This window comes from Microlunatus ginsengisoli (genome assembly GCF_039537205.1).
Classification (GTDB): Bacteria; Actinomycetota; Actinomycetes; order Propionibacteriales; family Propionibacteriaceae; genus Microlunatus; species Microlunatus ginsengisoli.
The window spans coordinates 815-24,492 of the sequence record NZ_BAABAB010000023.1; the positions used below are offsets into that span (position 1 = coordinate 815).

General features: G+C 68.4%; 23 protein-coding genes. 8 read left to right on the forward strand and 15 right to left on the reverse strand.

What is annotated here, in order from left to right; all coding sequences use genetic code 11:
• The 8 genes from ABD747_RS16980 to ABD747_RS17015 form a co-directional block, all read right to left on the reverse strand.
• On the reverse strand, positions 1 to 1,358 hold a 1,358-nt coding region (locus tag ABD747_RS16980; protein ID WP_344806730.1), incomplete at its 3' end, for a type IV secretory system conjugative DNA transfer family protein.
• On the reverse strand, positions 1,355 to 3,061 hold the full coding sequence (locus ABD747_RS16985) for a hypothetical protein (protein WP_344806732.1): 1,707 nt from the start codon (positions 3,059 to 3,061) through the stop codon (positions 1,355 to 1,357). The genes ABD747_RS16980 and ABD747_RS16985, both read right to left, overlap by 4 nt.
• The gene (locus ABD747_RS16990) at positions 3,058 to 4,554 is read right to left on the reverse strand and encodes a hypothetical protein (protein ID WP_344806734.1); all 1,497 of its coding nucleotides are present in this window, start codon (positions 4,552 to 4,554) and stop codon (positions 3,058 to 3,060) included. Before ABD747_RS16990 ends, ABD747_RS16985 begins: the two co-directional genes overlap by 4 nt.
• The gene (locus tag ABD747_RS16995) at positions 4,551 to 6,245 is read right to left on the reverse strand and encodes a hypothetical protein (RefSeq protein WP_344806736.1); all 1,695 of its coding nucleotides are present in this window, start codon (positions 6,243 to 6,245) and stop codon (positions 4,551 to 4,553) included. The genes ABD747_RS16990 and ABD747_RS16995 overlap by 4 nt, the downstream gene beginning before the upstream one ends.
• Before the next feature lie 7 nt (positions 6,246 to 6,252).
• Entirely contained in the window at positions 6,253 to 7,050 is a 798-nt protein-coding gene (locus ABD747_RS17000) for a hypothetical protein (RefSeq protein WP_344806738.1), read from the reverse strand.
• A 107-nt stretch (positions 7,051 to 7,157) separates the two neighbouring features.
• Positions 7,158 to 7,298 carry a hypothetical protein gene (locus ABD747_RS17005; RefSeq protein WP_344806740.1) on the reverse strand — a complete coding sequence of 47 codons (141 nt, stop codon included), beginning with the start codon at positions 7,296 to 7,298 and terminating at the stop codon, positions 7,158 to 7,160.
• A gap of 19 nt (positions 7,299 to 7,317) precedes the next feature.
• The gene (locus ABD747_RS17010) at positions 7,318 to 7,593 is read right to left on the reverse strand and encodes a hypothetical protein (RefSeq protein ID WP_344806742.1); all 276 of its coding nucleotides are present in this window, start codon (positions 7,591 to 7,593) and stop codon (positions 7,318 to 7,320) included.
• Entirely contained in the window at positions 7,590 to 8,843 is a 1,254-nt protein-coding gene (locus ABD747_RS17015) for a MinD/ParA family ATP-binding protein (RefSeq protein WP_344806743.1), read from the reverse strand. Before ABD747_RS17015 ends, ABD747_RS17010 begins: the two co-directional genes overlap by 4 nt.
• Positions 8,844 to 9,177: 334 nt before the next feature.
• Here ABD747_RS17015 and ABD747_RS17020 point away from each other — a divergent pair, with 334 nt between their 5' ends.
• The 5 genes from ABD747_RS17020 to ABD747_RS17035 all read left to right on the forward strand — a co-directional run bounded on the left by ABD747_RS17020 (position 9,178) and on the right by ABD747_RS17035 (position 13,820).
• On the forward strand, positions 9,178 to 9,432 hold the full coding sequence (locus tag ABD747_RS17020) for a helix-turn-helix domain-containing protein (RefSeq protein WP_344806745.1): 255 nt from the start codon (positions 9,178 to 9,180) through the stop codon (positions 9,430 to 9,432).
• Between the two features lie 70 nt (positions 9,433 to 9,502).
• Positions 9,503 to 11,818: a peptidoglycan DD-metalloendopeptidase family protein gene (locus tag ABD747_RS17025; RefSeq protein ID WP_344806747.1), complete on the forward strand. Its 2,316-nt coding sequence runs from the start codon at positions 9,503 to 9,505 to the stop codon at positions 11,816 to 11,818.
• Positions 11,815 to 12,351 carry a hypothetical protein gene (locus ABD747_RS17030; protein ID WP_344806749.1) on the forward strand — a complete coding sequence of 179 codons (537 nt, stop codon included), beginning with the start codon at positions 11,815 to 11,817 and terminating at the stop codon, positions 12,349 to 12,351. The genes ABD747_RS17025 and ABD747_RS17030 overlap by 4 nt, the downstream gene beginning before the upstream one ends.
• Before the next feature lie 71 nt (positions 12,352 to 12,422).
• Positions 12,423 to 12,650, forward strand: coding sequence for a plasmid mobilization protein (locus ABD747_RS26740; RefSeq protein ID WP_425562553.1), 228 nt, complete (start codon positions 12,423 to 12,425; stop codon positions 12,648 to 12,650).
• Between the two features lie 294 nt (positions 12,651 to 12,944).
• Complete coding sequence (locus tag ABD747_RS17035; protein ID WP_344806751.1) at positions 12,945 to 13,820, forward strand: hypothetical protein; 876 nt, start codon at positions 12,945 to 12,947, stop codon at positions 13,818 to 13,820.
• 85 nt (positions 13,821 to 13,905) lie between these two features.
• Here ABD747_RS17035 and ABD747_RS17040 read toward each other — a convergent pair whose 3' ends face one another.
• From ABD747_RS17040 to ABD747_RS17050, 3 genes are all read right to left on the reverse strand, one after another.
• A complete protein-coding gene (locus tag ABD747_RS17040) occupies positions 13,906 to 14,244 on the reverse strand; it encodes a hypothetical protein (RefSeq protein WP_344806753.1) in 339 nt (112 codons plus the stop codon).
• 92 nt (positions 14,245 to 14,336) lie between these two features.
• Positions 14,337 to 14,891, reverse strand: coding sequence for a hypothetical protein (locus tag ABD747_RS17045; RefSeq protein WP_344806755.1), 555 nt, complete (start codon positions 14,889 to 14,891; stop codon positions 14,337 to 14,339).
• The gene (locus ABD747_RS17050; protein ID WP_344806756.1) at positions 14,888 to 15,862 is read right to left on the reverse strand and encodes a coiled-coil domain-containing protein; all 975 of its coding nucleotides are present in this window, start codon (positions 15,860 to 15,862) and stop codon (positions 14,888 to 14,890) included. The genes ABD747_RS17045 and ABD747_RS17050 overlap by 4 nt, the downstream gene beginning before the upstream one ends.
• A gap of 607 nt (positions 15,863 to 16,469) precedes the next feature.
• Between ABD747_RS17050 and ABD747_RS17055 the strand changes: the two genes are divergently transcribed.
• From ABD747_RS17055 to ABD747_RS17065, 3 genes are all read left to right on the forward strand, one after another.
• Complete coding sequence (locus ABD747_RS17055) at positions 16,470 to 17,426, forward strand: ParA family protein (RefSeq protein ID WP_344806758.1); 957 nt, start codon at positions 16,470 to 16,472, stop codon at positions 17,424 to 17,426.
• Between the two features lie 308 nt (positions 17,427 to 17,734).
• The gene (locus tag ABD747_RS17060) at positions 17,735 to 18,070 is read left to right on the forward strand and encodes a hypothetical protein (protein ID WP_344806760.1); all 336 of its coding nucleotides are present in this window, start codon (positions 17,735 to 17,737) and stop codon (positions 18,068 to 18,070) included.
• 730 nt (positions 18,071 to 18,800) lie between these two features.
• A complete protein-coding gene (locus tag ABD747_RS17065) occupies positions 18,801 to 19,754 on the forward strand; it encodes a hypothetical protein (protein ID WP_344806762.1) in 954 nt (317 codons plus the stop codon).
• 525 nt (positions 19,755 to 20,279) lie between these two features.
• On the opposite strand, the gene ABD747_RS17070 is transcribed toward ABD747_RS17065, so the two are convergent.
• From ABD747_RS17070 to ABD747_RS17085, 4 genes are all read right to left on the reverse strand, one after another.
• Positions 20,280 to 20,969 (reverse strand): hypothetical protein, encoded by a 690-nt coding sequence (locus tag ABD747_RS17070; protein ID WP_344806764.1) that lies wholly within the window; start codon positions 20,967 to 20,969, stop codon positions 20,280 to 20,282.
• A 210-nt stretch (positions 20,970 to 21,179) separates the two neighbouring features.
• Positions 21,180 to 21,686 (reverse strand): hypothetical protein, encoded by a 507-nt coding sequence (locus ABD747_RS17075; RefSeq protein WP_344806766.1) that lies wholly within the window; start codon positions 21,684 to 21,686, stop codon positions 21,180 to 21,182.
• A 138-nt stretch (positions 21,687 to 21,824) separates the two neighbouring features.
• Positions 21,825 to 22,484 (reverse strand): response regulator transcription factor, encoded by a 660-nt coding sequence (locus ABD747_RS17080; protein ID WP_344806768.1) that lies wholly within the window; start codon positions 22,482 to 22,484, stop codon positions 21,825 to 21,827.
• On the reverse strand, positions 22,481 to 23,671 hold the full coding sequence (locus ABD747_RS17085) for a sensor histidine kinase (RefSeq protein WP_344806770.1): 1,191 nt from the start codon (positions 23,669 to 23,671) through the stop codon (positions 22,481 to 22,483). The genes ABD747_RS17080 and ABD747_RS17085 overlap by 4 nt, the downstream gene beginning before the upstream one ends.
• Positions 23,672 to 23,678 lie beyond the last annotated feature (7 nt).

Below are 23,678 nucleotides of genomic sequence, written 5' to 3' on the forward strand. Positions count from 1 at the left end.
TCGTCTTCGGACATGCTGACCGATCGGCGCTGGTCGTGCAGGTCGCGGCTGTGGTTGATCGTCGACCGGATCGTCTTCCCCAACAAGGTGGACAACTCGTTGAGGGTGCCGACGTCGCTGATGCCTTTCAGGTACACCTTGGCGATGTGGTTCGACCGGACCTCTTCAGCAGCGTCGCGGTAGATCCGGCGGATCTGGGCGAGGTCCTGCCAGACTGACTCGACGATGATCCCCTGCCCGCGGCCGGAGGAGACGATGTGGGCGAGGTCGCGGAGGGGAGCGATGTTAGCCGCCTCGTCGAGTGACAGCAGCAGCGCGGGGCGGAGGGGGCGGCCGGAGGCTTCTTCGCGTTCCTGGACGCGGCGGACGATGGCGTTGATGACGGACTCGAACACGGCCCGGTAGATGTGTTGGTCGGCGTTCGACGCGATCAGATAGAGGGTGCCGCGTTCGTCGAGAAGCCGGTCGATGTCGAGCAGGTCCCCGTCGCCGTCGCGGGTGTTGGTGACCTTGGCCATGACTTCGGATGACCAGCCTTCGAGGAGGTTGTAGGCGGTCGCGACGATCGACGACTTCGTCTTCTCGTGGGTGGAGCGGTGCGCTTTCCAGGCCCGTATGGCGCGTTGGTCGCCGACCTGTTCGAGGCGTTGGGTGATGAAGTCTTCCGCGCCGGTCTGGACCCAACCGAACACGTCGTCCAACGTGTGGTTTTCGCGGGCGGCGAGGAACAGGGCGGGGGCGAGCATCCGCCGGGCGAGCGAGTCCCAGAACTCTTGGCCTTTGATGCCGCCGTCGTCGGCGTGGCCGGCGTCGGACAGCCACTGCCCGGCCCGGAGGGCGTCGTCGAAGGTGTCGATGTACATCAGCGGGGAGAACCGGCAGGTGCCGAGCCCGGCCGACTCGGACGGGTTCAGCACCCAGATCGGGCCCAACTCGGCCCGCCGGTGCAGGGTCAACCAGAACAGGTCGGTCTTCACACTGGTCACCACCGCCGGGCCGCGATGCTGCAGCAGGTCGGGGACGAGCATCCGGGCCGTCTTCCCGCCACCGGCCGGGCCGACGATCAGCTTCGACCCGCCGACCGGACAGGCCAGCATCATCGGCCGGCTGGACACCGCGAGATCGCCGAGCGGCAGCCGGCGGGAGTCGGGTTGCTTGATGGCCAGCCCGAACACGTCGCGGGTGCCGGCCCATTGGGAGGATCGGTCGCGTTGCTGCTGCAGCGTACCCCGGCCGGAGGTGCCGCGGATCCGCAACCACATCCACCCCGCATACACGACCAGGCCGACCACCAGGGCGGTCCAGACCCACCACGGGATCCAGCCGAGCAGGTCGCCGTAGATGTTCAGCCCGGTCATCGGGTCATCGCCTCCTCACGATCATCAGCCTGAACGCCGTCGCCGGACGGGTCGTCGTCGAAGGGGCTGGTGGGGGCGTCGGTACCGCCGGTGATGGCGGCGTCGGTGTAGTTGGCCCACCGGTCCAGGTCGGTCCGGACATGACAGACGACCCGGGGTGGGCGGAGCTCGGGGCGGCCCTCGATCAGGATGTGGGTGCCCTTCGCCAGGTGCTGGATGGTTTCGGTCAGGTCGCCGAGGCCGAGCAGGTCGTTGGTGTGTTTCGCCTCCGCCAGTTGCGCCTGCCGGAGTAGGTGGATGACCCCGGTCTCCCGGAACAGTGCGGCGAGTGGGGAGTCGGTGTCGATGTCGGACAGGTGGTGCAGCACCAGCACCAACGAGACGCCGACCCCGCGGCCCCGTTTCGCCAGGGAGCGGAGGATCGCGGCGACGGAGGGGAAGTCGGCGGTGTAGCCCTCCTCGATGATCACCACACTCTGCCTGGCGGTCAGCGACCACACCGAGGAGATGAACGTCGACATGATCGCCATCACCAGCATCAACGCCGCCGACCCATCCTGCAGGGTGGAGGTGTCGACCACGATCAGATCCGCATCCAGGTCGAGATCGTGGCCGTCGGCGTCGCGGGTCGGGCCGTCGATCAGCCCGGACAAGGTGCCGTCCAGGGCGCCGTGCAGGTCGAACCCGAGCCGCAACCCGTAGCCGAGCATGTCCTTCACCTCGACGTGCCCGCTCGCCGCCAGGGCCGGCGGCAGGTAGGCGAGGTCCGGTTGGAACAGGGCGTCGACCACATCGCTCAACACGGGCACGCGTTCCTGCTGGGCGGCCACACTCAGGGCCTGCCGGTGGGCCGCGGACAGGGCGAACCGTTCTTCGGAGGTGAGTGGTCCGTGGAGGAGTTCGGCGACCATCGCCAGGAGTTCGTCTTGGCCGACGGTGTCGTACTGGTCGCCGCCGCGGGCGATGATCCGTGGGTCGAGGATGTTGACTCGGGCTCCGTTCCCGGCCCGGTCGAACCGGATCCGGGCCACCCGTTTCCCGGAGGCTTCGACGATCCGGGCGATCGGGTCGTATTCGGCGTGCCGGTCCCGGTTCCGTTTCCGGTCGAAGCAGCAGACCTGCCGGCCGGCGTAGATGGGGTCTTGGACGTAGTGGTTTTTCACGAAGCTGCTTTTCGCGACGCCGACGTCACCGACGAGGACGACGTTGATCGATTCGACGATGCCCTTGTCGTACAGCACGAACGGGTCGGATCCGACGTACATGCCGGTCTGTTCGTCGATCCCGGTCGGGCCACCACTGAACGGCGGCTGGGACCGGATCAGCGCCGGGTTGGTGGCCACCACCTGCCGGGTCGAGGTGATCGTCGCGTCTCGATCGGCCACCTCGTACCAGCCCAGCTGGTCCAGGAACCGGTTCCGGCGCAGCCCGCGCGGGGTCGGACCCTTCAGGTCGTCCCACTGACCCCGGTCGGCCAGATAGTCCCCCTCGCCACCAGTCGGCTCGTCGGTGTCGTCGGGTTCCTCCGGGTCGGTGCTGAACAGGGACGCGGCCGGCCCCTGCCGTCGCCGGGCCGTCTTCTCCGCCCGCGCTTCCCGCCGCTGCTGCCGGCGCCGCTGCTGGTCGAGCCGACGGCGCCGCCGACGGTTCGGCCCAGCATCCAGTTCAGGTGCCTGGTCGGGTTGGGTGTCGGGGATGGTCATCGGGGTAGTCCTCGTCCCAGGGGTAGCGACAGCACCATCGCGTCGGCCTGCCGCTGGTCGCACCAGGTGAACCCGTCGACGTTCAGGTCGGCCATGGCTGAGTCGACCAGGCCGCGGGCCTGCAACAAGCCGAGATGGGAGGGGGCGGAGCAGGTGACCCGGACCGACGGGATCACCCCGGCGGACTGGTGCCGCAGGTCGTAGAGGACCTGGTGGCCGGCGTCGGCCTGTTCCTCGTCCTCTCCGGTGGTGATCTTCCCGGTGTCCCGGGCGACCCGGGTCAGCGTGTTGAGGAGCTGGTCGGCCATTTGCTTTTGGGATTCGCGCCGGTTCAGCAGCCGCCAGGACGCGGTGATGGTGCGGATCACCGACGGTGCGCCGGCGTCGAACACCTGCGCTACCGCCGGCAGCAGCCACCGCGACGAGACCCGATCGGCCGGCCAGCCGTACGGCGCGATGTAGCCGGTGGCGTGGTACCACAGCACGTCCCGGCCCCAGTCCGGCACCTGCAACGCTTCGGCCAGTGGGCGGGGGTAGCCGACGAACCCGTCCCGGGCCGACCCGATCCCGGCCAGGTCGTCGATGCTCCGGGACGGTATGTACAGGTGCCGGATCAGCGCCCCGAGCCGGCGGGGTCCGAGGCCTTGGACGATCCGGAACCCGGCACCGTTCAGCAGCTCGGCGACCTCGCCGACCTGGTGACGGATCGCGTGGCAGATGGTGTCCCGGTCGGTGGCGCCGCGGTGCTCGTCGGCCCACCGGTAGATCCCGGCCTCCGGGATGCGGATGGTGGCGAACATCCGGTAGGAGTCCGAGACCCGGTCCAGGTTCGTCATCCGCTGCTCGATGTTGTCCCCGAGCATCGTGCCGCCGAGCCCGTCGGCGCGCATGCCGCGGACCTGCGTCTTGTACACGGCGGGCAGCCCCGGTTGGGCGCGGGTCATCACCGAGATCTCATCGACCGGGCAGCGGGCCTCGGCGAGCCGGTTCAACACCCGCTCCAGCTCGTGGTCCTCCCGCCGGGTCGCCGCCACCGACCGCAAACCGTCGCCCCGGCCCTCAATCTCCACCGTGGCGGTGAAGTAGGCGCCCTTCGTTCCGGTCGTCGAGTGACGGACCACCGCCAGCTCCGGGGTGTCCTCGTCGGCGGCGACGCCGAGGATGAGGATGTCGCCGACCGGCCGCGGGAACGGGGTGTCGTCGGTCGGCGTGAACGCATCGTGGCCGGTGGCCGCTACCCGGGCGCGTTGGGTCAGCCGCAGCAGCCAGGGGTCCCGGTCCATCCGCAACGGTTCCCGCATCGCCCCGTACAGGGCGACGCCGACGACCGCCGCGACGGCGATCACCCCGACCTGCTGGAAGAACGACGCCACCCCGACCGCGACAACCAGGTACACGCCCATCGCGATCAGCGGACCCTTGCCCAACCCGAACAACACCGCATGACGGCGCGTCCGCCGCGACAACAACAACCCCGTCGGTCCCCCGGTCACCGTCGACCACCCTCACGCTGAGTCTCCGGGCCCCGCGGCCGCGGCCCCGGCGTCGAGCTGGTGCCATCGTCGGCCGGGCTCGGTCGGGTCGGCGCCTCGACCGGTTCGGACGACGACGGTTCAGCGCCCCGGCCACCGTCCGTGCGGCTGGTCGGTGTCTGGCCGGCCGGGTCGGCGTCGCCTTGGTTGGCCGTGCCGGCGCGCTGTGCGCCGCCGGTGACCTTGTCGCGGGCGCTCTCAGCGGTGCGGCGGACCTTGTCCACCAGGTGAGCCCAGGCCAGCGCCGCGGCCGCGACCGGACCCGCCGCCCCAGCCGCACCGCCCGCACCGGCCCCACCCGCACCGGCCCCACTTGCACCGGCACTGGCGCCCGCCTCACCGGTCGCGGCCCGGGTTGTCGTGCGGGCGGCGGCGCCCGATGCGGTGGGTGATTCGACCGGCTGGCTCGGGTCGTTGTCGGAGGCGCTGGAGGCCCGTTTCGACCGTGACCCGCGTGGGCTGGTCGGCTGGTCGCGGTGGTCGCGTCGCCGGACCCGGTCGGTCGCGGTCTTGAACGCGGTCGTGTCGTAGCCGTGGCCGCCGGCGAACACCGGCGCCACGTACGACAGCAGCATCCCGATCGCGATCGGCGCGGCCAGGCTGAGCAGCAGGCCGACGATCAAGATCCCGACCTTGGAGATGAAGCCGTCGTCGGAACTCCACGGTGTCACCGCGGAGAACGTCACCACCCACACCAGGAACAGGGCGGCCGGGGCCAGGAACGCGCCGAGCAGGGCGCCGGAGACCTTCTGCACTCCCCCACGCCAGTCCGGGTTGATCGACGCCGCGTACAGGATCGGGATCAACAAACCGAGCAGGAAGATCAGGTAGTGGCTGATCATCAACTCGAGGAAGATCCCGGCCAGCGACGCCAGCAGGAACAAGAACAGGCCGACCATCACCGCCGACCCGCCCGGCACCACCAGGCCGGCCAAGGTGCCGACCGCCAACGCACCGGACAGCCACGACAGCTGGGCGGCCATCTGGTCGGCGGCCAGGTCGAAGAACCCGTTCCCCAACGTGCCGGCCACGCTGCCGAGCAGCGCGAGTAGTAGTGGCGCCAGGCCGCCGATCACGCTGAACGCGAGCACCCGGATCATCGCCTGCTGGGCCATGATCCGGCTGTCCACGCCCTTCGCGGCCGCGACCTTGACGCTGGCCAGCATCGTCGCCATCACCGCGATCACCACACCCAGCCCGAACATGATCGCGTACAGGCTCAGATAGGCCTGGGTGAACTCGAACTTCGGCAACAGGCCGTCGTCCTTCACCCGGTCGGCCAGATCCGACGACAGTCCCTGTGTCCCCTGACCCAGATCCTTCGCGATCGGACCCGCCCAGCCGGTCGGCTGCTCGTCCTGCCCGAACCTCACTCCCCCGCTACCGTCGCCCGCACCGCTGGCGCTCTTCTGGTCCCCGCTCTCCCCCGGCGACCCGGCCGTCGGGGACGGCGACGGGCTGGATGACGGTGCCGTGGACGGCGATCCGCCAGGGCAGGTCACCGTGACCGAGTCGACCGGCACCTTGGGGATGGGGCAGGAATTGGGGTCGGTGGTGGTCGCGGCCTGGGCGGTGACGGCGGCGACGCTGAGCAGCAGGCCCAGGAGCAGGGAGACGACCGTCAGGCCAGCGAGGCGTCGTCGTGTCGGCATGCGCTGGTCACTTCCCGGGGAGCTGCAGCTCGGGGGTGTCGACCTCGGCGGCGTTCGCCGGCAGCGTCCAGCCTTTGTCGGTGCCGAGCAGGTCGGCCCGTTCGGCGAAGGAGGTGATGACCTGGTTCGGATCGGCCGGCTTCGGCACCTGGTCGGCCGGGTACGCCTTGTTGCCGGACTGGCGCCAGTCCCCGTCGACCCAACTGACGGTCTTATCCGCGTAGGCCCAGCCGATGTGCAGGTTGCTGGTCGTCGTCGCGTTGTTGGCGTCGGTGCCGTACACGTACGGCGCCCACATCATCACCCGCACCTCGTCGGTCGAGGCTTCGACGATCCGGTACGCCCCGTACTGCAGATACACCGCGTCCCAGATCCGTCTGGTCGGGTCCGGCTTGCCGTCGGTCAGCGGCTGACCCTGGTCGTTGATCTGGTAGGTCTGCCGCATCGAGTCGATCGTGGCCTGGCTGTAGCCCATCTTCGCCCGTGCCTCGGGGCTGGCGAACATGTATCCCTGGATCGCCTCGTAATGGGTCTGGTTGTAGTACGCCGGGCCGACGTCGGTGATCAGGAAGTTCATCGCCGCCTGCACTGCACCGTCGGTTGTCTTCGGGTATCCGGTCCGCAACTCGTAGACGTTGCTGACCCCACCGCCACCGGCCACGATCGTCGACCGCGGCAGCGCCTCGACCACCTCCGGTGCCCGGCTCACCGCGGTCGACGGCGCTGCGGTCGGCGTCGTAGATGCCGCGCGCATGATCAGCGCCCCGGCGCCGACGCCGACGACGGCCGCGAGCAGCACAGCCACCACGACGACCAGGCCCCGGCGGCGCGGGCGCGACGTCTGGACTGGTGGTGATCCACTGTCGACACGAACCGGCACCCTTGAACTTCCCTTCCGTAGGCGGGACGCCTTTAGCGAACCGCTACCGAGATCAAAGTGGCCGCAGTAGCGAGTAGCCCCAGACCGAGCAGCACGAACCCGAGGATCCGGGTCCAGGTCATCCGCGAGCGCGGCGCCGAGGCGCGGCGTCGCAGTTCGGTGCGAACAGGCATCTTCGTCGTTCCTTCCGGGTCAGATCAGTGCTTGGACGACGGCGGGGATGATCGCGAGGAAGATCAGCGCCAGCACCGGCACCCCGATGTCCATCACCCCGTCCGAGGTCGCCATCGGACGACCACCGGACCGGGATGCCGCGAACTCCAGGCCACCCTTCATCAGCAGCAGCACGGCACCGACCAGACACAAGATCCAGACCAGGCCGACGATCATGACCAGCTTCGGGCCGAGCGTGTCGGCGAACGGGCCGAGGGTCGGTTTGACGTTCTGCATCAACTCGTCGAGGTTCACGACAACTCCTCCAGTGCGGACAGGTTCTTCACGGCGACCCGGCAGACCGCGGCGCCGAACTCGTCCAGGGCCCGGCGAGTCCGCGGTCGCAGCTGGTCGAGCAGGATCGGCCGATCGGCGTCGATATGCGGATCCGGCGGGATCTCGACCACGGTCTCCGCGAGCGAGGAGAACATCGGCAGCGCCATTTCTCGGGCACCCGGCACGGCCTCGTTGAACCCGTTCGTCGCCACCACGACCGCGTTCTGCACCAACATCCGGTGCCGCGGTGACCGGGCGGCCATGTCGTTCAGCATCTGCGCGGCCGGGGTTATGTGCGTCGGGCGCCACTTGGTCGGCACCACCAGCACCGTCGCGTCCGCGATCGCCGCCTGGAACGCCTCATGTGCCTCGTTGTTCGCCGTATCGACCACGATCACCTCGTAGAAACGTTCCAACAACGCCGACGCGGCTCGGTACTCGTCCCCGTCGAGCTGCTTCTCGAAACTCCTCGAGGTGACCATGGCGTCGAAGTTGCCCACGTGCTGGTGCCGCACATAGCGGCCGAGGTCGGCCTGGCGAACCTGCTCCGGTGTCATCTGGGACAGGTCGTTGATGAAGTCCCGGGTGGTCCGCTTCGTGCCGTTGGTCAACGTCCGCAGCCCCATCACGCCACGCAGCTCGTGATTCTCGAACGCGCACACACCACCGCCACGAGCAACGCCCAGCACGCCCGCCAGACAGACCGACATGATCGTCTTCCCGGCAGAACCGCGCGGGTTCGCAACCACGATCTTCACCGGCTGCCCGAAGTTCACACACATCTCCGCCTGGAGCTGCTTGCGCAACTGTTCGCTCTTGCTCGGCTCCATGCCCAGCCAACTGCGCCAGCCCGTCGTCGCCCGCGCGTGAATCATCGGGACCATTTGGTCGGCCACATAGTCCGGGTTGTAACCCCGCCACCGCGGCAGTTCGACACCCAAATTGGCGGCACCCTGGGGCTCACCGGGCTGCTCCCAAGGCTCGACGACGAGCTTGACCGGTGTCGGAGTCTCGGGCAGTGGATCTGACTTCTCCGCAGCTTCCGGTTCCCCGGCGACCACCTCGGAAGGTTCGCTGTCGGCCTGGTAGCCGGCAGCAGCAGGCACGCCGTCCATTGGCGCCCCGATCGGGAGCACCTGACGGCTCGCGGGCTCGACCGTGAGTTCGGACTCCGGGTGGTTGGCCTGCCTGATGGCGGCTCGAGCTCGGGCCACGATGTCGGCGGGCATGGCTGGCTCTTGGCGCAGCGAGCTTCCGCGCGCCGAGCCAGACTGACTGGCGGGCGGTGTCAGTTCGCGTTCCTCGACAGCCATGACCGCCTCCTCAACGTCGAGAGCCGCCCCTCCAGTAGGACGGCGTCAGAAAGTGTCACCGCCGCAACGTAACATCTGACGGCAGCCATATCAATCATTTCAGATCGCTTGTGTCGATAATAAGATGCGTTCTAATCTCTTTAGATCGCATTAGATACGCATGCGCTCAAGTCTCGCGCCTGAATCCGGCAGGGGATCCTTTTGTCGACGTTTGCATCCGGCCAACGGAGGTCTGGTAAAGATGGCGGCCGTGGGCACCGACAAGCGAGGGTCACCCGACTCAGATCACGAGGCACCCAGACACCCGGGATTCGACATCGCGAACGCCGATACCTGGCCCGAGATGCTCACTGTGGACGAACTGGCCCTGATCTTGCGGTCCAGCACGAAGGCCGTCCGCGAAATGATCGCAAACGGGCAGATCGAAGCCATGCGAGGCGCTGGCCGTGGCTTTCGGATCTCGAAGCGGTGGGTGATCACTCACATCTTGCGGGACAGCCCCTGACGGCAGCCAGCCGACAGGCCGGCTTCACCTTCAGATGCCGCGCGCTGCGCCACAATCCGTGGCGCGACTCATGAAGAAGGTCCTCGCAATCGCGATCAGCATGTTCCTGCTCATCGCGCTTGGCCTCGTCTTCTTCGGCCCGATCCAGGCGGCCTGCTATCCCGCCCAAGCTCTCGGCCACGTCGATGTCCCGACCGATCCGATGCCGGTCAGCAACCCGTCGGCGCCGGTGACTGTGCGGGTCGCGACGTGGAACACCTACCTCGGCAACTCGACCGGCCGGGTCGTTGCTGGTCTGGAGGCGTTGACCCGGGTGTCCGACGTGATCGGCGCCCAGGAACTGTTCTCCGCCGACCGCCGCGCCGTCGTCGGCCGGGCGTTGGCGCGGAAGGGATGGGCTGCGTCGTCCGGCGCCGACAGCGCGGTGCCGATCTTCTACAACGCTGCCAAGTACAAGCTCCTCGCCCATGACGTGGTGAAGGAGTTCGACGTCACCCGGATCGAGAACGGCCCGTCCGGCACCAGTATCGGTCCCCGCTGGATCCAGTGGGTCCAGCTCGAGGACCGGGCCACCGGTGGCGTGTTCTTCGTGGTGAACCACCACATCATCCCCGGCGTCGCCTCCAACGGGCGACCGCGGACGTCGGCGCCGGAACGGTTGGCGATCCGCGACAAGCAGGTCGCGATGGCGAACAGCATCATCACCAAGCTCCGCAGCTACGGTCCAGTCGTCTTGACCGAGGACTCCAACGTCGACAATCGCGCCGACCAGAGGGTCAAGGACCCGCGCCTGGACTACGTCCAGATGCAGCAGATGCGGATGGCCACCAACTGGACCATGCTCGGCATGCCCCGCACCGGGAGCCTGCTCGACAAGATCGCGGTCACCCTGGAGAACACCCGGTTCACCGGCCAGACCCGGCTCCCCACCTGGGGATCGGACCACCACCCGATCGTCGCCACCATCACCAAAACCAGCAGCTCGGCGCCGGCGGCAGCCAGTTCGGCGGCCGTGCAGGCGACGCTGCCGACCAGCCTGACCGTGCCCGGACTGTCCCTCGACGCCGACCAGATCAACGTCGCGGCGGCCGCGATCCAGGTCGGGAAGCAGTACGGCGTTCCCGAACGAGGCTGGATCGTGGCGATCGCCACCGCGTTGCAAGAGTCCGGGCTGCAGAACCTCGACCACGGTGACCGGGACTCCCTCGGCGCCTGGCAGCAACGCCCCTCGACCGGCTGGGGCACCCCGGCGCAGATCCGCGACCTCACCCTGGCCGTACGCGCGTTCTACGGTGTCGCCGACCACACCCACAACCCGGGCCTACTCGACATCCACGGCTGGGCCCAGATGTCGATCGCCCAGGCCGCCCAGGCCGTCCAACGCAGCGCCTTTCCCTCCGCCTACGCGAAATGGGAGACGCCGGCGACCACGATCGTCGCCAAGCTCGCCGCCCTCGCCGGGACCAGCAGCGGTACCGGCGATTGCGGCACCCACTCCACCGGCCTGAGCGGGGATTGCCCGCCGACCAACATGCCCGCCGAGAAGGTCCTCAGTCCTGACGCCATGCTCGTCCTGCGCTGCGTCGCCGCCCAGTTCCCGCAGATCACCACCATCGGTACCTACCCCGGTCACCTGCCCGACGAGTCCCGCGCCGTCGACATCATGATCCCCGGCTGGAACACCGACGCCGGGAAAGCCCTCGGCGATCAGATCGCCGCCTGGGTGAGAGCCCACCAGGCCCAGCTCGGCGTGCAGTACGTCATCTGGTCGGCCCGGATCTGGAACATCGAACGCAACGACGAGGGCTGGCGCCGCTACGCCAGCATCACCGGCCACGACGACCCGTCCTCGCTGCACTACAACCACGTCCACGTCTCCGTCTACGGGAACCGTGGCACCGGACCCGACGGCTCCGACGCCGCGGTCGGGACCGGCGACTGGCATCTGCCGGTCGGGCAGCCGTTCCGGGTCGGCTGCGGCTTCGGCTGCTACGCCGGCCACACCGGACAGGACTTCCCCGCGCCGGCCGGGACCCCGGTGTACGCGGTCACCGACGGCACCGTGATCCGATCCGAATCGATCACCACCACCGGCATCTGCACCACCCTCCCAATCTGCGGCGGCACTCGGATCAGTTACGGCAACCTCATCGTCATCCGCCTCGCCAGCGGCGGCGATATCACCGCCTGGTACGCCCACCTCAGCGAACGCCGCGTCCGGGTCGGCCAGGTCGTCCGCGCCGGCCAGATCATCGGCACCGTCGGCTACCAAGGCCACGTCATCCCAGCCGGACCCCGCGGCGCCCACCTCCACTTCGAAATCCGGCGCGGCGGCACCCCCGTCGACCCACTCCCCTACCTCCGAGGCAAGGGCATCAACCCATGAGACTCCGCACCCTCGCCCTCATCGCGGCTTTGGCGCTCGTGGCACTCGTCGCTGCGACCATCACGATCTGGACACTCAGCTCACCGCCTACAGCGACGACGCCAGCGCCCTCCGAGACCGCTCCACCACCTCCGGCGTCGTCGACGCGGAGCTATGACCCTGACGCCGGAGACGTCGCATCCGGCGAGAACGACGGTGCGCCCGCAGAGGTCCAAGAAGCCGCCTGGGGACCCGTCGCCGACCGGTTCGCCCGCAACTTCACCAACACCACCGGCGGCGCGCCGGCATGGCGTCAACGGCTGATCGGGAACCCGGCCAGCCCCGACGTCACGACCGACATCAGCGACCAGCTCAAGACGATCGCAGTAAGCAACGTGCCCGCCGGGCACTACACCGGCCGGCAGCTCGTCAAGAGCAGCGCGTACGAAGTCGCCGTCAAAGTCACCTACCGCGAAGGCTGGGCGATGGTCCTCTACCTCATCGCCGACGGGACAAGATTCCAGGTGTACGCATACGACCGTTGGGAAGCCTGATGCCGGGCGGCCGACACGCCGAGGCCGCTGATATCAAGATATCGGCGGCCATCTACTGGTTCGATGTCCTCATGCCGACGCAAGTTCAGGGAAGTGAAGCCCAGAAGCCGTCGCACTATCTGTTCCGCATGAGCCGCAGCGACAAGGAGAGACTCAAGCGGAGAGCAGCTGCCGCTGGGTTGACCATCCAGGCGTACCTCGAGTGCACCGCGCTTGGATACGAGACTCCGGTGTCGCGACCGCCCGGCCGCCCACGACAGCACGAAGCGACCCAGGAGCCATTCGACCTCAGTGCATAGCGAGGATCAGGGCAGTGCCCTGAAACGACAACAGCCGCCGTTAGCGCGGCGGCTGTTAGTCACAAGCATTTTGTAGGACCGGCACCACCCGGTCTCCACTTTCACGAAGTTCCCCGCCAAGGGTTCTGTCGTGCCTAGCTCTGGTCTGGAGCTGAAGCCATCGTAACGCATCAGCCTGCCCTCGACACCCCCCTCACGGTCGGCGTGGCCCGGGCACTCCCCTACCGGCCTCGCAGGGTCCTTGACGCGATCCACGCGCACCGGGTGCTCAATACTGCGCCACGGAACCGGTGCGTGCTGCCTCGCTGGGGTATTCGGTCGCCGATCCGGGACCACGGCGCCGAACCCGGCGTCTACACCGGCACACTCGGCTGGACCTCACGCGACCACTACCTGGCCGCCACGGTCCCGATCGCGATCGGGCTCCGACCAGAGATCCTGCACCGCCACCATGTCGACCCAGACACCTTCCGGCGATGGGCCCGGGCCAAGACCCTGTACGCCCAGGAACAACGCTGCGGCCGCACCGTCATCGTCCGGCCCCAGACCATCGCCGGCCTGATGCAGTGCAGCCTCTCCACCGTCCACCGCTGCCAACGCGCCGCCCGCCAGCTCGGCCTCGAGCTCGTCGTCACCCCAGGCCGGATGCTCAGCGAGTTCGAGTGCTACAAGGCCCGCAAAGCCGGCTCACCCCAACGCGGGTTATCCACAGTCTCCGCGTTCGTCGTCCCGAGCTGGATGGCCCGTCCGGTGACTCATGACACCCCTACCAGCGGTAAGGGTTTAGAGCCTGTCGTTACTAACCTCACTACCTTCAAACCACGCTCCGCACGGCCCAAAGGTGCTCCGCTACGCTCCGCACCGCCTAAACAAAGAACAGGGGCGGCCTGGGAACTGGCCTGTGGGTTGACCAAACAAGTGATCTTCCTGAACCGGTGCTCCCCGACCCGCATCACCGGGCAACTGCAACGATTCGCGACCGCCCCGCTGCATTGGACACCCGAACGACTCACCCGCGCCATGGACACTGTAAATGTCCGGCTCGGCTACACCGCCCCCGTCAAACCCAAGACCGCACCCTGGGCACTGCTCGCCTGGTACCTCCGCCAGATCGACCCCTACGCCGACCACCCCGCGGCCGGCCACACCATCCGACGCGCCCGCCGATGACCCGGCGACGTAGGCCATCAACCACTGTGACCAGGTTTTGCCCCGAGCAGGTACGACGCCCGGGGCTCCCCCGGCCGCCTGACAGTTACGAGGCTGCGTGCGGTGGCCGGGATCCCCGTTCTCGGCCGACCTCGAGCCACCGGTTCAGCTCGTCGAGATCGTTCGCGCCCGCGGCGTCCAGGAGGATGCCGGCGACCAACAGCTCGGTCGCCGGCAGGCTCGGCTTCACCGCCCACCACCCGATCCCCACACCGGCCGCCTCGACCAGCAAACCGGTCCGGTCCCCGGCCAGGGCACGGACCTCCTCGACAATCGCGGCGATCGACTCCCCCGCCTGAGCCCGGCGCCACGCTTCACCATGGCATTGAGCCTGCAGCACCCGGTCCCGTTTCTGCTGACTCCAACCCCCACGACGACCCGCCATAGACAACAGACTAGTCGAACACAACTACGAATAGACAAGATCGGCAAGGCTGTACCCAGCGTGCTACCCGGGCGGTTCACAAAGAGAAGGGATCAGTCGATGGCTGAGCGGGGACGGGTGATCGCCCGTTCGGCGTGGTCCAGGTGTTCCGCGAGGCGACGCTCGTAGGTGTCCTCGGCAGCGTCGATCAGCTCGAGCAGCACGTCGACGTCGGTCACGGCCGGCACCGGGTGAGGAAGCGGCACGGCCCGACGCAGGATCGCCTCGACATCGGCCAACACATCGGCCGGATCCGGCTCCAGGCCGTGGACGGCGCGCCGGTCGTAGCAATACTCCGCCAGCTCGACGGTCGTCTCCCACTCTCCGCCCAGGTCGTCGACCAGGGCCAGCAACGACCCCAGTCTCCTTCGCAGCAGCCGCCCATCCCACCCGGTCACCTGCAGCGTCACATCACCGCTGCCGTCGCGGGAGGACAACCCGAAAGCGGTCAGGGCCCGCCGAGCCTCACCCCGCTGCCGCCACGACGACAACCGCACCCAGACCGACCCGTCCAACCGATCCGTCACCACCTCCACGACACCGCCACCCGAGCGTGTGGCGGCGCGGCAGACCCGCTCGACCAGGCCGGCGTCGAACCGCACCGTCATCCCTCCTGGTCCTTCCCAGCATTCTTCGGTGTCCGAGGCCTGGTCGACTTCCGCGCCGCACTCCCCCGCCCAGCTGGGCGACCCTCTCCAGCACCGGCGTCCGTCTCCTGCCCCCGATTGGTTGCCGCCGACGACGCGGCGGCCAGTTCCCGCCGCTCGTCGACCAACTCAGCGACCCGCTCGCGCGCCTGCTCCAATTGCAGCTCCAACGTGGCCGCGGTCTTTTCCGCGATGGCCCGTTCCCGCTCCGCCTCCCCCCGTGAGATCTCCATCCGGTCCGCCCGCGCCACCGCCTCCTCGGCCCGCTGCACCGCCGCGGCCAGCTGAGCCTCCAACCGGGCCCGCACCGACTCACTCCCCACCCGGTAGCCGGCCAACTCCGCCCTCAGCTCCTCCGTCCGGGCAGTCGTTGCGTCGAGTCGCTTCTGCAGATCGGCAATCTCAGCGGTCGCCCGCACCACGACCGCGTCGGCCCGGGCCGCGGCAGCCGCCGCCTCATCGTGCGCGGCCGCGACCGCCGTCGTCAGGTCGGCGATCCGCGTCGCCGACTCCGCCTGGGCCGCCTCCAAGGCCGCGACCTCACTTAGTCGCTCCCCCAGCTCCCCGGCCAGCTCGTCGATCCGGGCCGCGCGGGCCTCGAGTTCCGCGCCGTCCACCGTCCGCTGCTCGAGAGCCGCCTCCAGCTCACCCTGCGCCCGGACCAGCTTCGCCTCCAGATCCTCCGCCGCAGCATTCGCCTCATCCCGCTCACCACGCGCCTCACGCACCGACGCCTCAGCCCGGCTACGGGCAGCCTCCGCGCTCGCGACCTGCTCCGCCGCCTCCGACGTCACCGTCTCGATCTGCGCCGCCGCCGCATCCGGATCCGCCATCGTCGCCAGATCATCCATCACCCGCCGAAGCTGCTCCACCAACGTGCCCACCGTCACCACCAGCTCCTCGCGCAGCACCCCCGCCCGAACAGCCGCCATCGCCACCGGACGCCCCAGATCATCCGCCTCCACAGCTACCGCCGGCGCCGCCGCGCGACGCGCCCTCCACGCCCTCAACGCCGTGTGATCCGGATCATCGCAATACTCCGGCGGCCGACCCGGAGCCCCCGAAGCCTCCACCGCCGGCCGGGAACACCCCGGGAAACGGCAGATGCGAGTTGAAGCTACTGAAGGCGCGGTCATGCAACTCAGCCTATCAGAGATGAAATCGAAAATAGGTGATGATACGTAATGCAATTGAACCTACGCGAAGATTGGAGGAACATCCAACTGACCCCGCATCGTTGCGTCGCGCAAGTCCTGATGACAGGCGGTGCGCACGCAGGCGTGACAGGTGCCGTGCAATGTGTCGCAACCCGCGGTGCATCCGACGTGCTGCCACATTGCGCGGCACCTGACGCCCTCTGCGGTGCACACCTCGCGCACCCACTGTGCTAGCCCCGGGTGCCCATGTGGGCTATCGGCTGGCAACTCGGCTTGGGCACAAGGAGTGACACCCATGGCGCACCCGGCTAGGCGCACTCGGCCGTACCCGGCGTGTCGCCACCCAGCGGCAACAGAATGCGCCACATAATCCACAAGAAGGTTGGGCGCGTTCTCCGTGTTTGTGGAGTCGATGGGAAGGTTTGGAGCCAGCATGCGACGTGTCGTGGCAATCGCGAATGGCAAAGGTGGCGTTGGGAAGACCAGCCTTACCGCCGGCCTCGGAGGTCTGGTCAGCGGTGCGGGATACCGCGTCCTAACCGTTGACGCCGACCCACAGGGCAACTTGCGAAGGGATTTGGGATACGAGACATCCGATGGCGCCAACCTCGCCATGGCGATTCAGCACGGAACCACGCTGACACCACTTCGCGAGGTTCGGCCGGACCTCGACTGCATCCCGGGTGGACCGGCGCTGTTTGACCTGCCCGCCACTTACATCTCACGCAAGTCTCGCGGTGAGGACCTCAGTGGGCTCCGCGCAGCCCTGACACAGGTGAAGCCTCACCAGCGTGCGGACTACGACCTGGTGCTGGTCGACACCCCACCCGGCGAGCCCGTCATCCAAGATCTCGTCTTTAATGCAGCCGACTATCTGATAATCCCGACTCGATCAGACGATGCCTCACTTGACGGCCTAGTCGCCGTCGCCGAGCGTTTTGCCAGTGCCCGCGTCACCAACCCGTCGTTGACCCTCCTCGGTGTCGTGTTGTTCGGTGTACGACAGGGGAGTACTCGGCTACGCGACAGCGTCCGCGAAGCACTGGAGGAAACGCTGGAAGGCGCTGCGCCCGTCTTCACTACGAGCATCCGATACCTCGAGTCCGCCGCAGTCGACATGCGGCGCCACGGGTTACTGCCACATGAACTCGAGGAAGGCCAGATCAAGGCCAGGTCGAAGCGGCTGCGCCGCCTGCGAAGCGGGACGAAGACCAGTCAGGGTGATGACCTGCTCAGTCGAGACGCCTCCGGCCTAGCCGGCGACTACACAGCGCTGGCCAAGGAGGTCCTTGAAGCCATCACCGTCGTCGAGACTTCCCGCCAGCCGATCGGAGCATGAAGGTGTCGGATCGACCCAAGCTCGGAGCCGTCTTCGCGGCACCGGCGACCGAGCGTCCCGCCGCACTCGCGGGTCTTCTGGCTGCGGACCCCCAACCGTCGCCGAGCCGGCACCTCGAACCGTCTCAGAGCACAAAGGCCGAACCGGTCGTACCGCGCGACGCCGAGCGGCCGACCGACCCGGATCGGAACACGGGGAAGTCGCGGGGCAGCAGAAGCAGGCCTACATCAGCACCAAGCCCGGATGCGTCGGGGCATCCACCCACTTCGCTGCGAAACAAGATCGTTCCCGTCGTACTCGACGCGTCCGTGCTCACTGAACTGCGGGCCTTTGCGAGCAGGACAGAGCAGACGCAAGGCGCGGTGGCGCTGCGGGCCATCGAAGCGCACGCTGAGGAGCTACAGGAGTACTGGCGAACACCGCAGGCACCGTCGACTGGTCTGTTCGCCATCACTGAGCAGGTGCACCGTCGGGCCGAACCCGGCGTGCAAACACAGTTGCGCATCTCTCCAAAAGACGCGGTCACTCTGGACAACGTCGCGTCGGCATGGGGGGCACCTTCGCGATCAGCTCTCGTCAACGAGGCACTGCGACGCTACGTCAAGATCGGAACGCGCGAGATGACGGAAACATTGACGAGCTGAGGACCTGTTGCCCCGTGTTCTCGCGGTACATGAGGCTGCACCCCAGGTCGGGCTAGATGGCGGCAAGGTCGGCGATCCGGGCCTCGGCGACGGGCCGAATCGGCGTGGCGTGAGGTCGGCACCGGCGAACCGCGCGCCAGACCGCTGGCGCATCCCGCGTCGACGGGGGAGCGTGGTGACTGTCCGACCCGTGGTGAACACTTTGAACAGGAAGGCGCACGACAGGAAGGCGTCATGTCCGACGACACACGAGCCGCCGGCAGCCAACGGCTCGGCACCTACTGGCACTCCGCCACGTTCGACCTGGCCCGCCGCGCCGACCTCGACACCGTCCCCGACGGCCCCGACTCCCTCGACACCGTCCCCGACGGCCCCGACTCCCTCGGCGCGTGGATCGACACGGCAATCCGCGCACCATGCCGACCTCAGCCCGCAACGCCGAGCCGAGATCGCCGACTCCCTGCCACCCGAAACCCGCGACCCGCGCGGCAAGTCCCGCTCCTTCATCGTCGCCGTCCGCACCGAGGAAGCGCTGGAAACGGCACTGATCGAGGACCGTCGACACGGCCGGGTCATGTCGCGCGGCGCGTTCGTCAGCGACGCCGTCCGTGCGGCCGCCCAACACGCCCAAGACCGCTACGGCGGGCCGCTGCCACCGGCACCCGCACGCCTGCCAAACCGACCCCCACGAGCCGACCCAAGCCGGCGCAGCTGAAGGGGGTGCGGCCCGTTGACCGATGACGAGGAGTTCGAGGCGCTGATCGAGTCCGCGTACGCCGAACCGTTGATGATCACCGGATCCATCGGCGACGACGACATCACCCAGGTCGCACCCACCCCGGACCGGGACGGCGTCGACCTCGGCGTCGCCGGGTCACTCGACCAGGCCCGCACCCAGCTGAGAGCACAACATCGGGCCGAGCTCGGACCGCCGTACCGAGACAAGATCACCGTCTGGGCAGCGGTAGCGCTGCTGGTCTGCACGCTGGCCGGGGGAGTCATCCTCGGCGGCGGGAGACTTCCCGGACCGGCGGTCCTCACCGGACTGCTTGGTGTCGTGCTCGCGGTCGGGGCCATCGTCTCCGCCTGGGTTCTGATCGTGCGATACGGCCCGACACCTGCCGAGCGCCACCTGGCCGCGGCGATCGCTGCCGAGCAGCGCGCCGGCCGTGAACTATCCGCAGCCCTGACCGGAACGTCGTGGGTCTTGTTCCACGACCGCCGGCTCCCGCGCAGCGAGCACCGGGTGCCGTTCATCGCTGTCGGACCGGCCGGGGTCGCGCTGCCCGCGGTGCTCCCGGCGGGGCCCTACCTGATCTTGAACCCGACGGGTGTGCGGGCAGGCGGGGATGAGTTGTCGTCCGGATGGTTGCCCGCCCGTATCTGGGAGGCCCGATACCTGATGCGGCAGCTCATCGGTGTCGGAAGCGGGGGCCTGCGCTTCTCCGGCCCGGTGATTCCGGCGGCGATGGAGGCGTACCCGCCGGCGCGGAAGATCCCACCCGGTTGGTCGGCCCAGCCCCCCTACCGGATCGACCAATATCAGATCCGCCGCCCGTCCGTGCTCGGCCAGTACCTGACCTACCTTCCAGCGATATTCGCGCCACACCATGTGGCGCAGCTGGCGCAGCTCGTCGACGAGGGCTGCCCGCCGGCTCCGGTCCTCAGCAGCCGTGACCTTTAGGCGATGTCAAGCATCGGGTCTCCCCCCAGGTCAGTCCTTCGCTCGCACTCGCCCCGCACAGCAGCCACTGCGTCCCCGTTGAGATCCAGCTCCGCGCGCAAAGCGTCCAGCGGATCGACCGACTCGCCGGACAACGCCACCCGAACTCAACTGATCACGGCGGCGCTACGACGTCACCTCGGCTGACGCCCACCGTCAGCGGGCGGGGTCCGCGGCTGTCGCCGCCACTTCAAGACCGCGAGCCCGGCGAACCACAACGCCCAGGAGGCCGGGTGCCGTTGTGTTGTGGGACGAGCCCGGGCGAGAAGTTGATCCGACCGCAATCCGCGTCGGTTCTCTGTCTGTCGCCGACCGATTGCGCATCCGTACCCGTGTGGACCGACTCCCTGTCGTGGCCGGATCACCGAGAGAGGTGTCGATTGGTTGAGCAGACAGCGGGATCCCCGCTGATTCGTTCGGCCTGCGCCTGGACGGGAGGTTGGTCGCGTTGGCCCGGGCGCTCAGATCGATCGACTTACTCGGCGGTCAGCCTGTCGGTCGCTGCCAAATGGGCCATCGTGCGGGCCGGGCCGTGGCACTGGCGCCCGTGGACGGCGACGTCGCCGCTGGCTGGGATGTGACCGGCCGGAGTCGGAACACTCCCCATGACATGACGAGGAACAGTGCGGCCGCGAGTAGCGGGAGCCGGGTCGGCACGAAGCCGGTGGCGCCGACGTGGTAGCCGTTCACGATCAGCAGGGCTGCGGCTGCGAGCCCGGCGACCGCCGGCACGTTGAGCTTTTTGGTGTGCCGCGCGAGGGAGATGGCGAAGAGTGCCGCGGTTGCGCCGAACTGCATCAGGAACAGGGAGTTTGCGCCCCATTCCAGCCAGCGGATGGCCTCGGCTGCGGCGAATCTTTCGGGGCGTTGGTCTGGTGGCGCGTTGACCCATGCTTGGACAGCGTGGCGGAGGGCGACTCCGTCGACCGCCATGTTGACGCCGATCACGGCGGTGGTGACAGCGGCGCCGGCGAGCCCGAGGCGGGTGAGCAGGTTGGGCGGTCGATGTTGGGTGAGTGCGTGATAGAGCGCGACGAACCCGGCGGCGACCATGGCGGCGGCGAGGTATTGCAGATCGTGGACCCATTCCCAGGTGTGGCTGGCCGCGTATTCGGTGAAGACCCGGGCGTGGTCGTTCGGGTCTTCCCGGTGCGGGTGCAGAACCGCTGTGATCACACCAAGGCCGGTACCGGCGGCGAACAAGACCGCCGCGGCCCGTGCCCCGGCAGGTCGAGCCACGCGACGCGACCCGTGCCACGCCCTCGATCCGGCGGATGGGGTGGTGATGACAGGCATCGTCAGACTCCTCGTTCCTGATGGGGGGATCGGATGGTTCGGGGTGGGGTAGTGGCTCAGCTGGGGTAGTGGCTCAGCTGGGGTAGTGGCTCAGCCTCGGCGTCGATGATGGCGGGCGTGGCCGGAGGGCAGGAGCATGACGAGCGCCATCAGGGCAAGCATGAGAACGTGGGACCAGGTCAGTACCTGGTCGCTTGGGATCAGGCCGAGCCGGTAGACCGCGAGGACGCCCACGAACGGTGTAACCATCGCTGCGCTCATCAAGACGATGCCACGGGGTGAGTGGCGGCGAAGCCCCATCCACGCCGCCATCGCTACGGTCATGTCGAGGGCCATCACGCCCGCCATCGTCTCGACCCGTGCGGTGTAGCCGGGCCAGGCGATGTTCCAGATCGGGCCCAGGACGATCATGCCGATGACCATGGCGATGACCATCTCCAGATAGTGAAGGGCGAACGTGACAATTCGGCGGGCGACCGTGACCTGCCCCCCGACGTCTGGGTCAGCGGCCGGGGAGTCGGCCGTTGACTGGGTGGTGGCGTCGAGGTGGGTGTCGGCGACCTCGGTAGCGGACGGTTGCGGGACGATGGCGGTCACGATCTTCTCCTACGGCGGGGTGGAACGACGCCGCCCAGGATGTCGCCGACAAGCATCCGGGCGGATCTGTCGGAGGTCATGTGTGGGGTCATGTCCGGGTCACGTGTGACGATCCGGAAGGTTCTGACCGTCCGTGGGCTAGATCAGGCTGAGGGCTGCAGCGCGGAGCACGGCCTGGGTGCGGTCACGCACCCCGAGCTTGGCCAACACATTCGTCACGTGGTTCTTGACGGTTCCCTCGCTGAGGAACAGTCGGCCGCTGATCTCACGGTTACTCATGCCCTCCGCGATCAGCCGAAGCACCTCAAGCTCGCGTGCGGTCAACGGATCGGCCAGCGGCTGGCGGCCTGCAGCGGGGGCCGGCAGGTCGCCGGTGGAGACGCGGGCCACCAGCTTGGTAGTGACGGCGGGAGCGAGCACCGACTCGCCACGGTGGGCGGCCAGCACGGCGTCGAGGAGTTGCTGGGTGCTGCAGTCCTTCAACAGGTATCCGACTGCTCCGGCGCGGAGCGCCGCGAACACCTCGTCCTCACCGTCGAACGTGGTCAGCGCGACGGCCCGGATCCGGGGACGTTCGACCCGTAATCGTCTGATCGCGGACACACCGTCGAGCACTGGCATCCGCAGATCCATCAAGACCACGTCGGGGTCCAGCCGGTCCGCGGCCGCGAGGGCATGTTCGCCATCGGCCGCCTGACCGACGACCTCGACCTCGGGTCGGGTGCCGAGCAACGCGACGAGGGCCTCCCTGAACAGGTCCTGATCGTCCACCACCAGCACCCGCACCCGACCGCTCATCCCGGGAGCTCGACGGTCAGTGCGAGCCCGCCGGGTCCGGAGGCGGCCAGCATCAGCTGACCTCCGAGTCCCTCAACTCGTTCCCTGATCCCGACCAGGCCATAGCCGCTGGTTGAGGGCTCGTTGCCGCTGGCCTGGCTCGGGTCATCGTGAGGTGCCAGACCCACGCCGTCGTCCTCGATCCGCAGTCGGACGACGTCGGCACTGGTGTAGTCCAGCACCACCCGGGCCGACTCGGCGCCAGCGTGTCGGCGGGCATTGGTCAGGCCCTCCTGGGCGGCTCGGTAGACCACGTGCGAGGTCTGTGGGCTCAGCGGCCGCGAGGGGCCGAGCACCTCGACCACGGTGGGCAGCCCGGCCGTCGCGGATTCCGAGCCGAGCCTGCCGATCGCCTCGGCCAGCGGCCCGTCCTCCCACGGTTCGCGAAGCGCGGCGACCGACCGACGCACCTCGGCCAGCGCCGCACGAGCCTGCTGCTCGGCGCCGTCCAGTAACGCGTCGGCGCGGGTCCGGTCATCGACCAGCACGGAACGCGCTGCCCGGATCTGCATCTGGACCACGGTCAGATGGTGCCCCAGCCCGTCGTGAATCTCCCGGGCCACCCGGGTCCGTTCCCTCTGGGTCGCTAACGCCTCGGTCTGGTCGGCGTAGGCCAAGAGCCGCTGATTTGCCTCGGCCAGGTCAGCCTTGGCTTGCTGCTCGCGCAGGTGCAGCGCGGCCAGCACAAACGCGAAACCGACCGCGACAACCATGCTCGCCATCTCCCGCAAACCCTCTACCAGTCCCATCCCGACGTGGACCAGGGGAACCAGCAACGCCACCACCACCGCCCACCGGATCGGCAGCAGCAACACGGCCTGGATGACCAACACGAGCAGCAGCAGGGTCGCTCCGACGCCGGGGCCGGCGACGCCGAACACCACGAAACCCAGCAACAGCTGGACGGCGACATAGCCGGCCGCGACCAGCCGCGGACGCTTCGCCACCAGGCGGAAGCCGACGATCGCGAACACCGAGTAGACACCGGCCAGGCCGACGGCAAGCAACGCCTGCGGCGCATTCACCACCTCAAGCACCACCACAACGAATGCGGCACAGGTGAGCACAACGAGCGCCCGGCCCATCTCGCCACTCTCCCCGCCGCCCGCCCGCACCGTCAACGGCCGCCGGGTCACCACTTGCACCATGACCGGC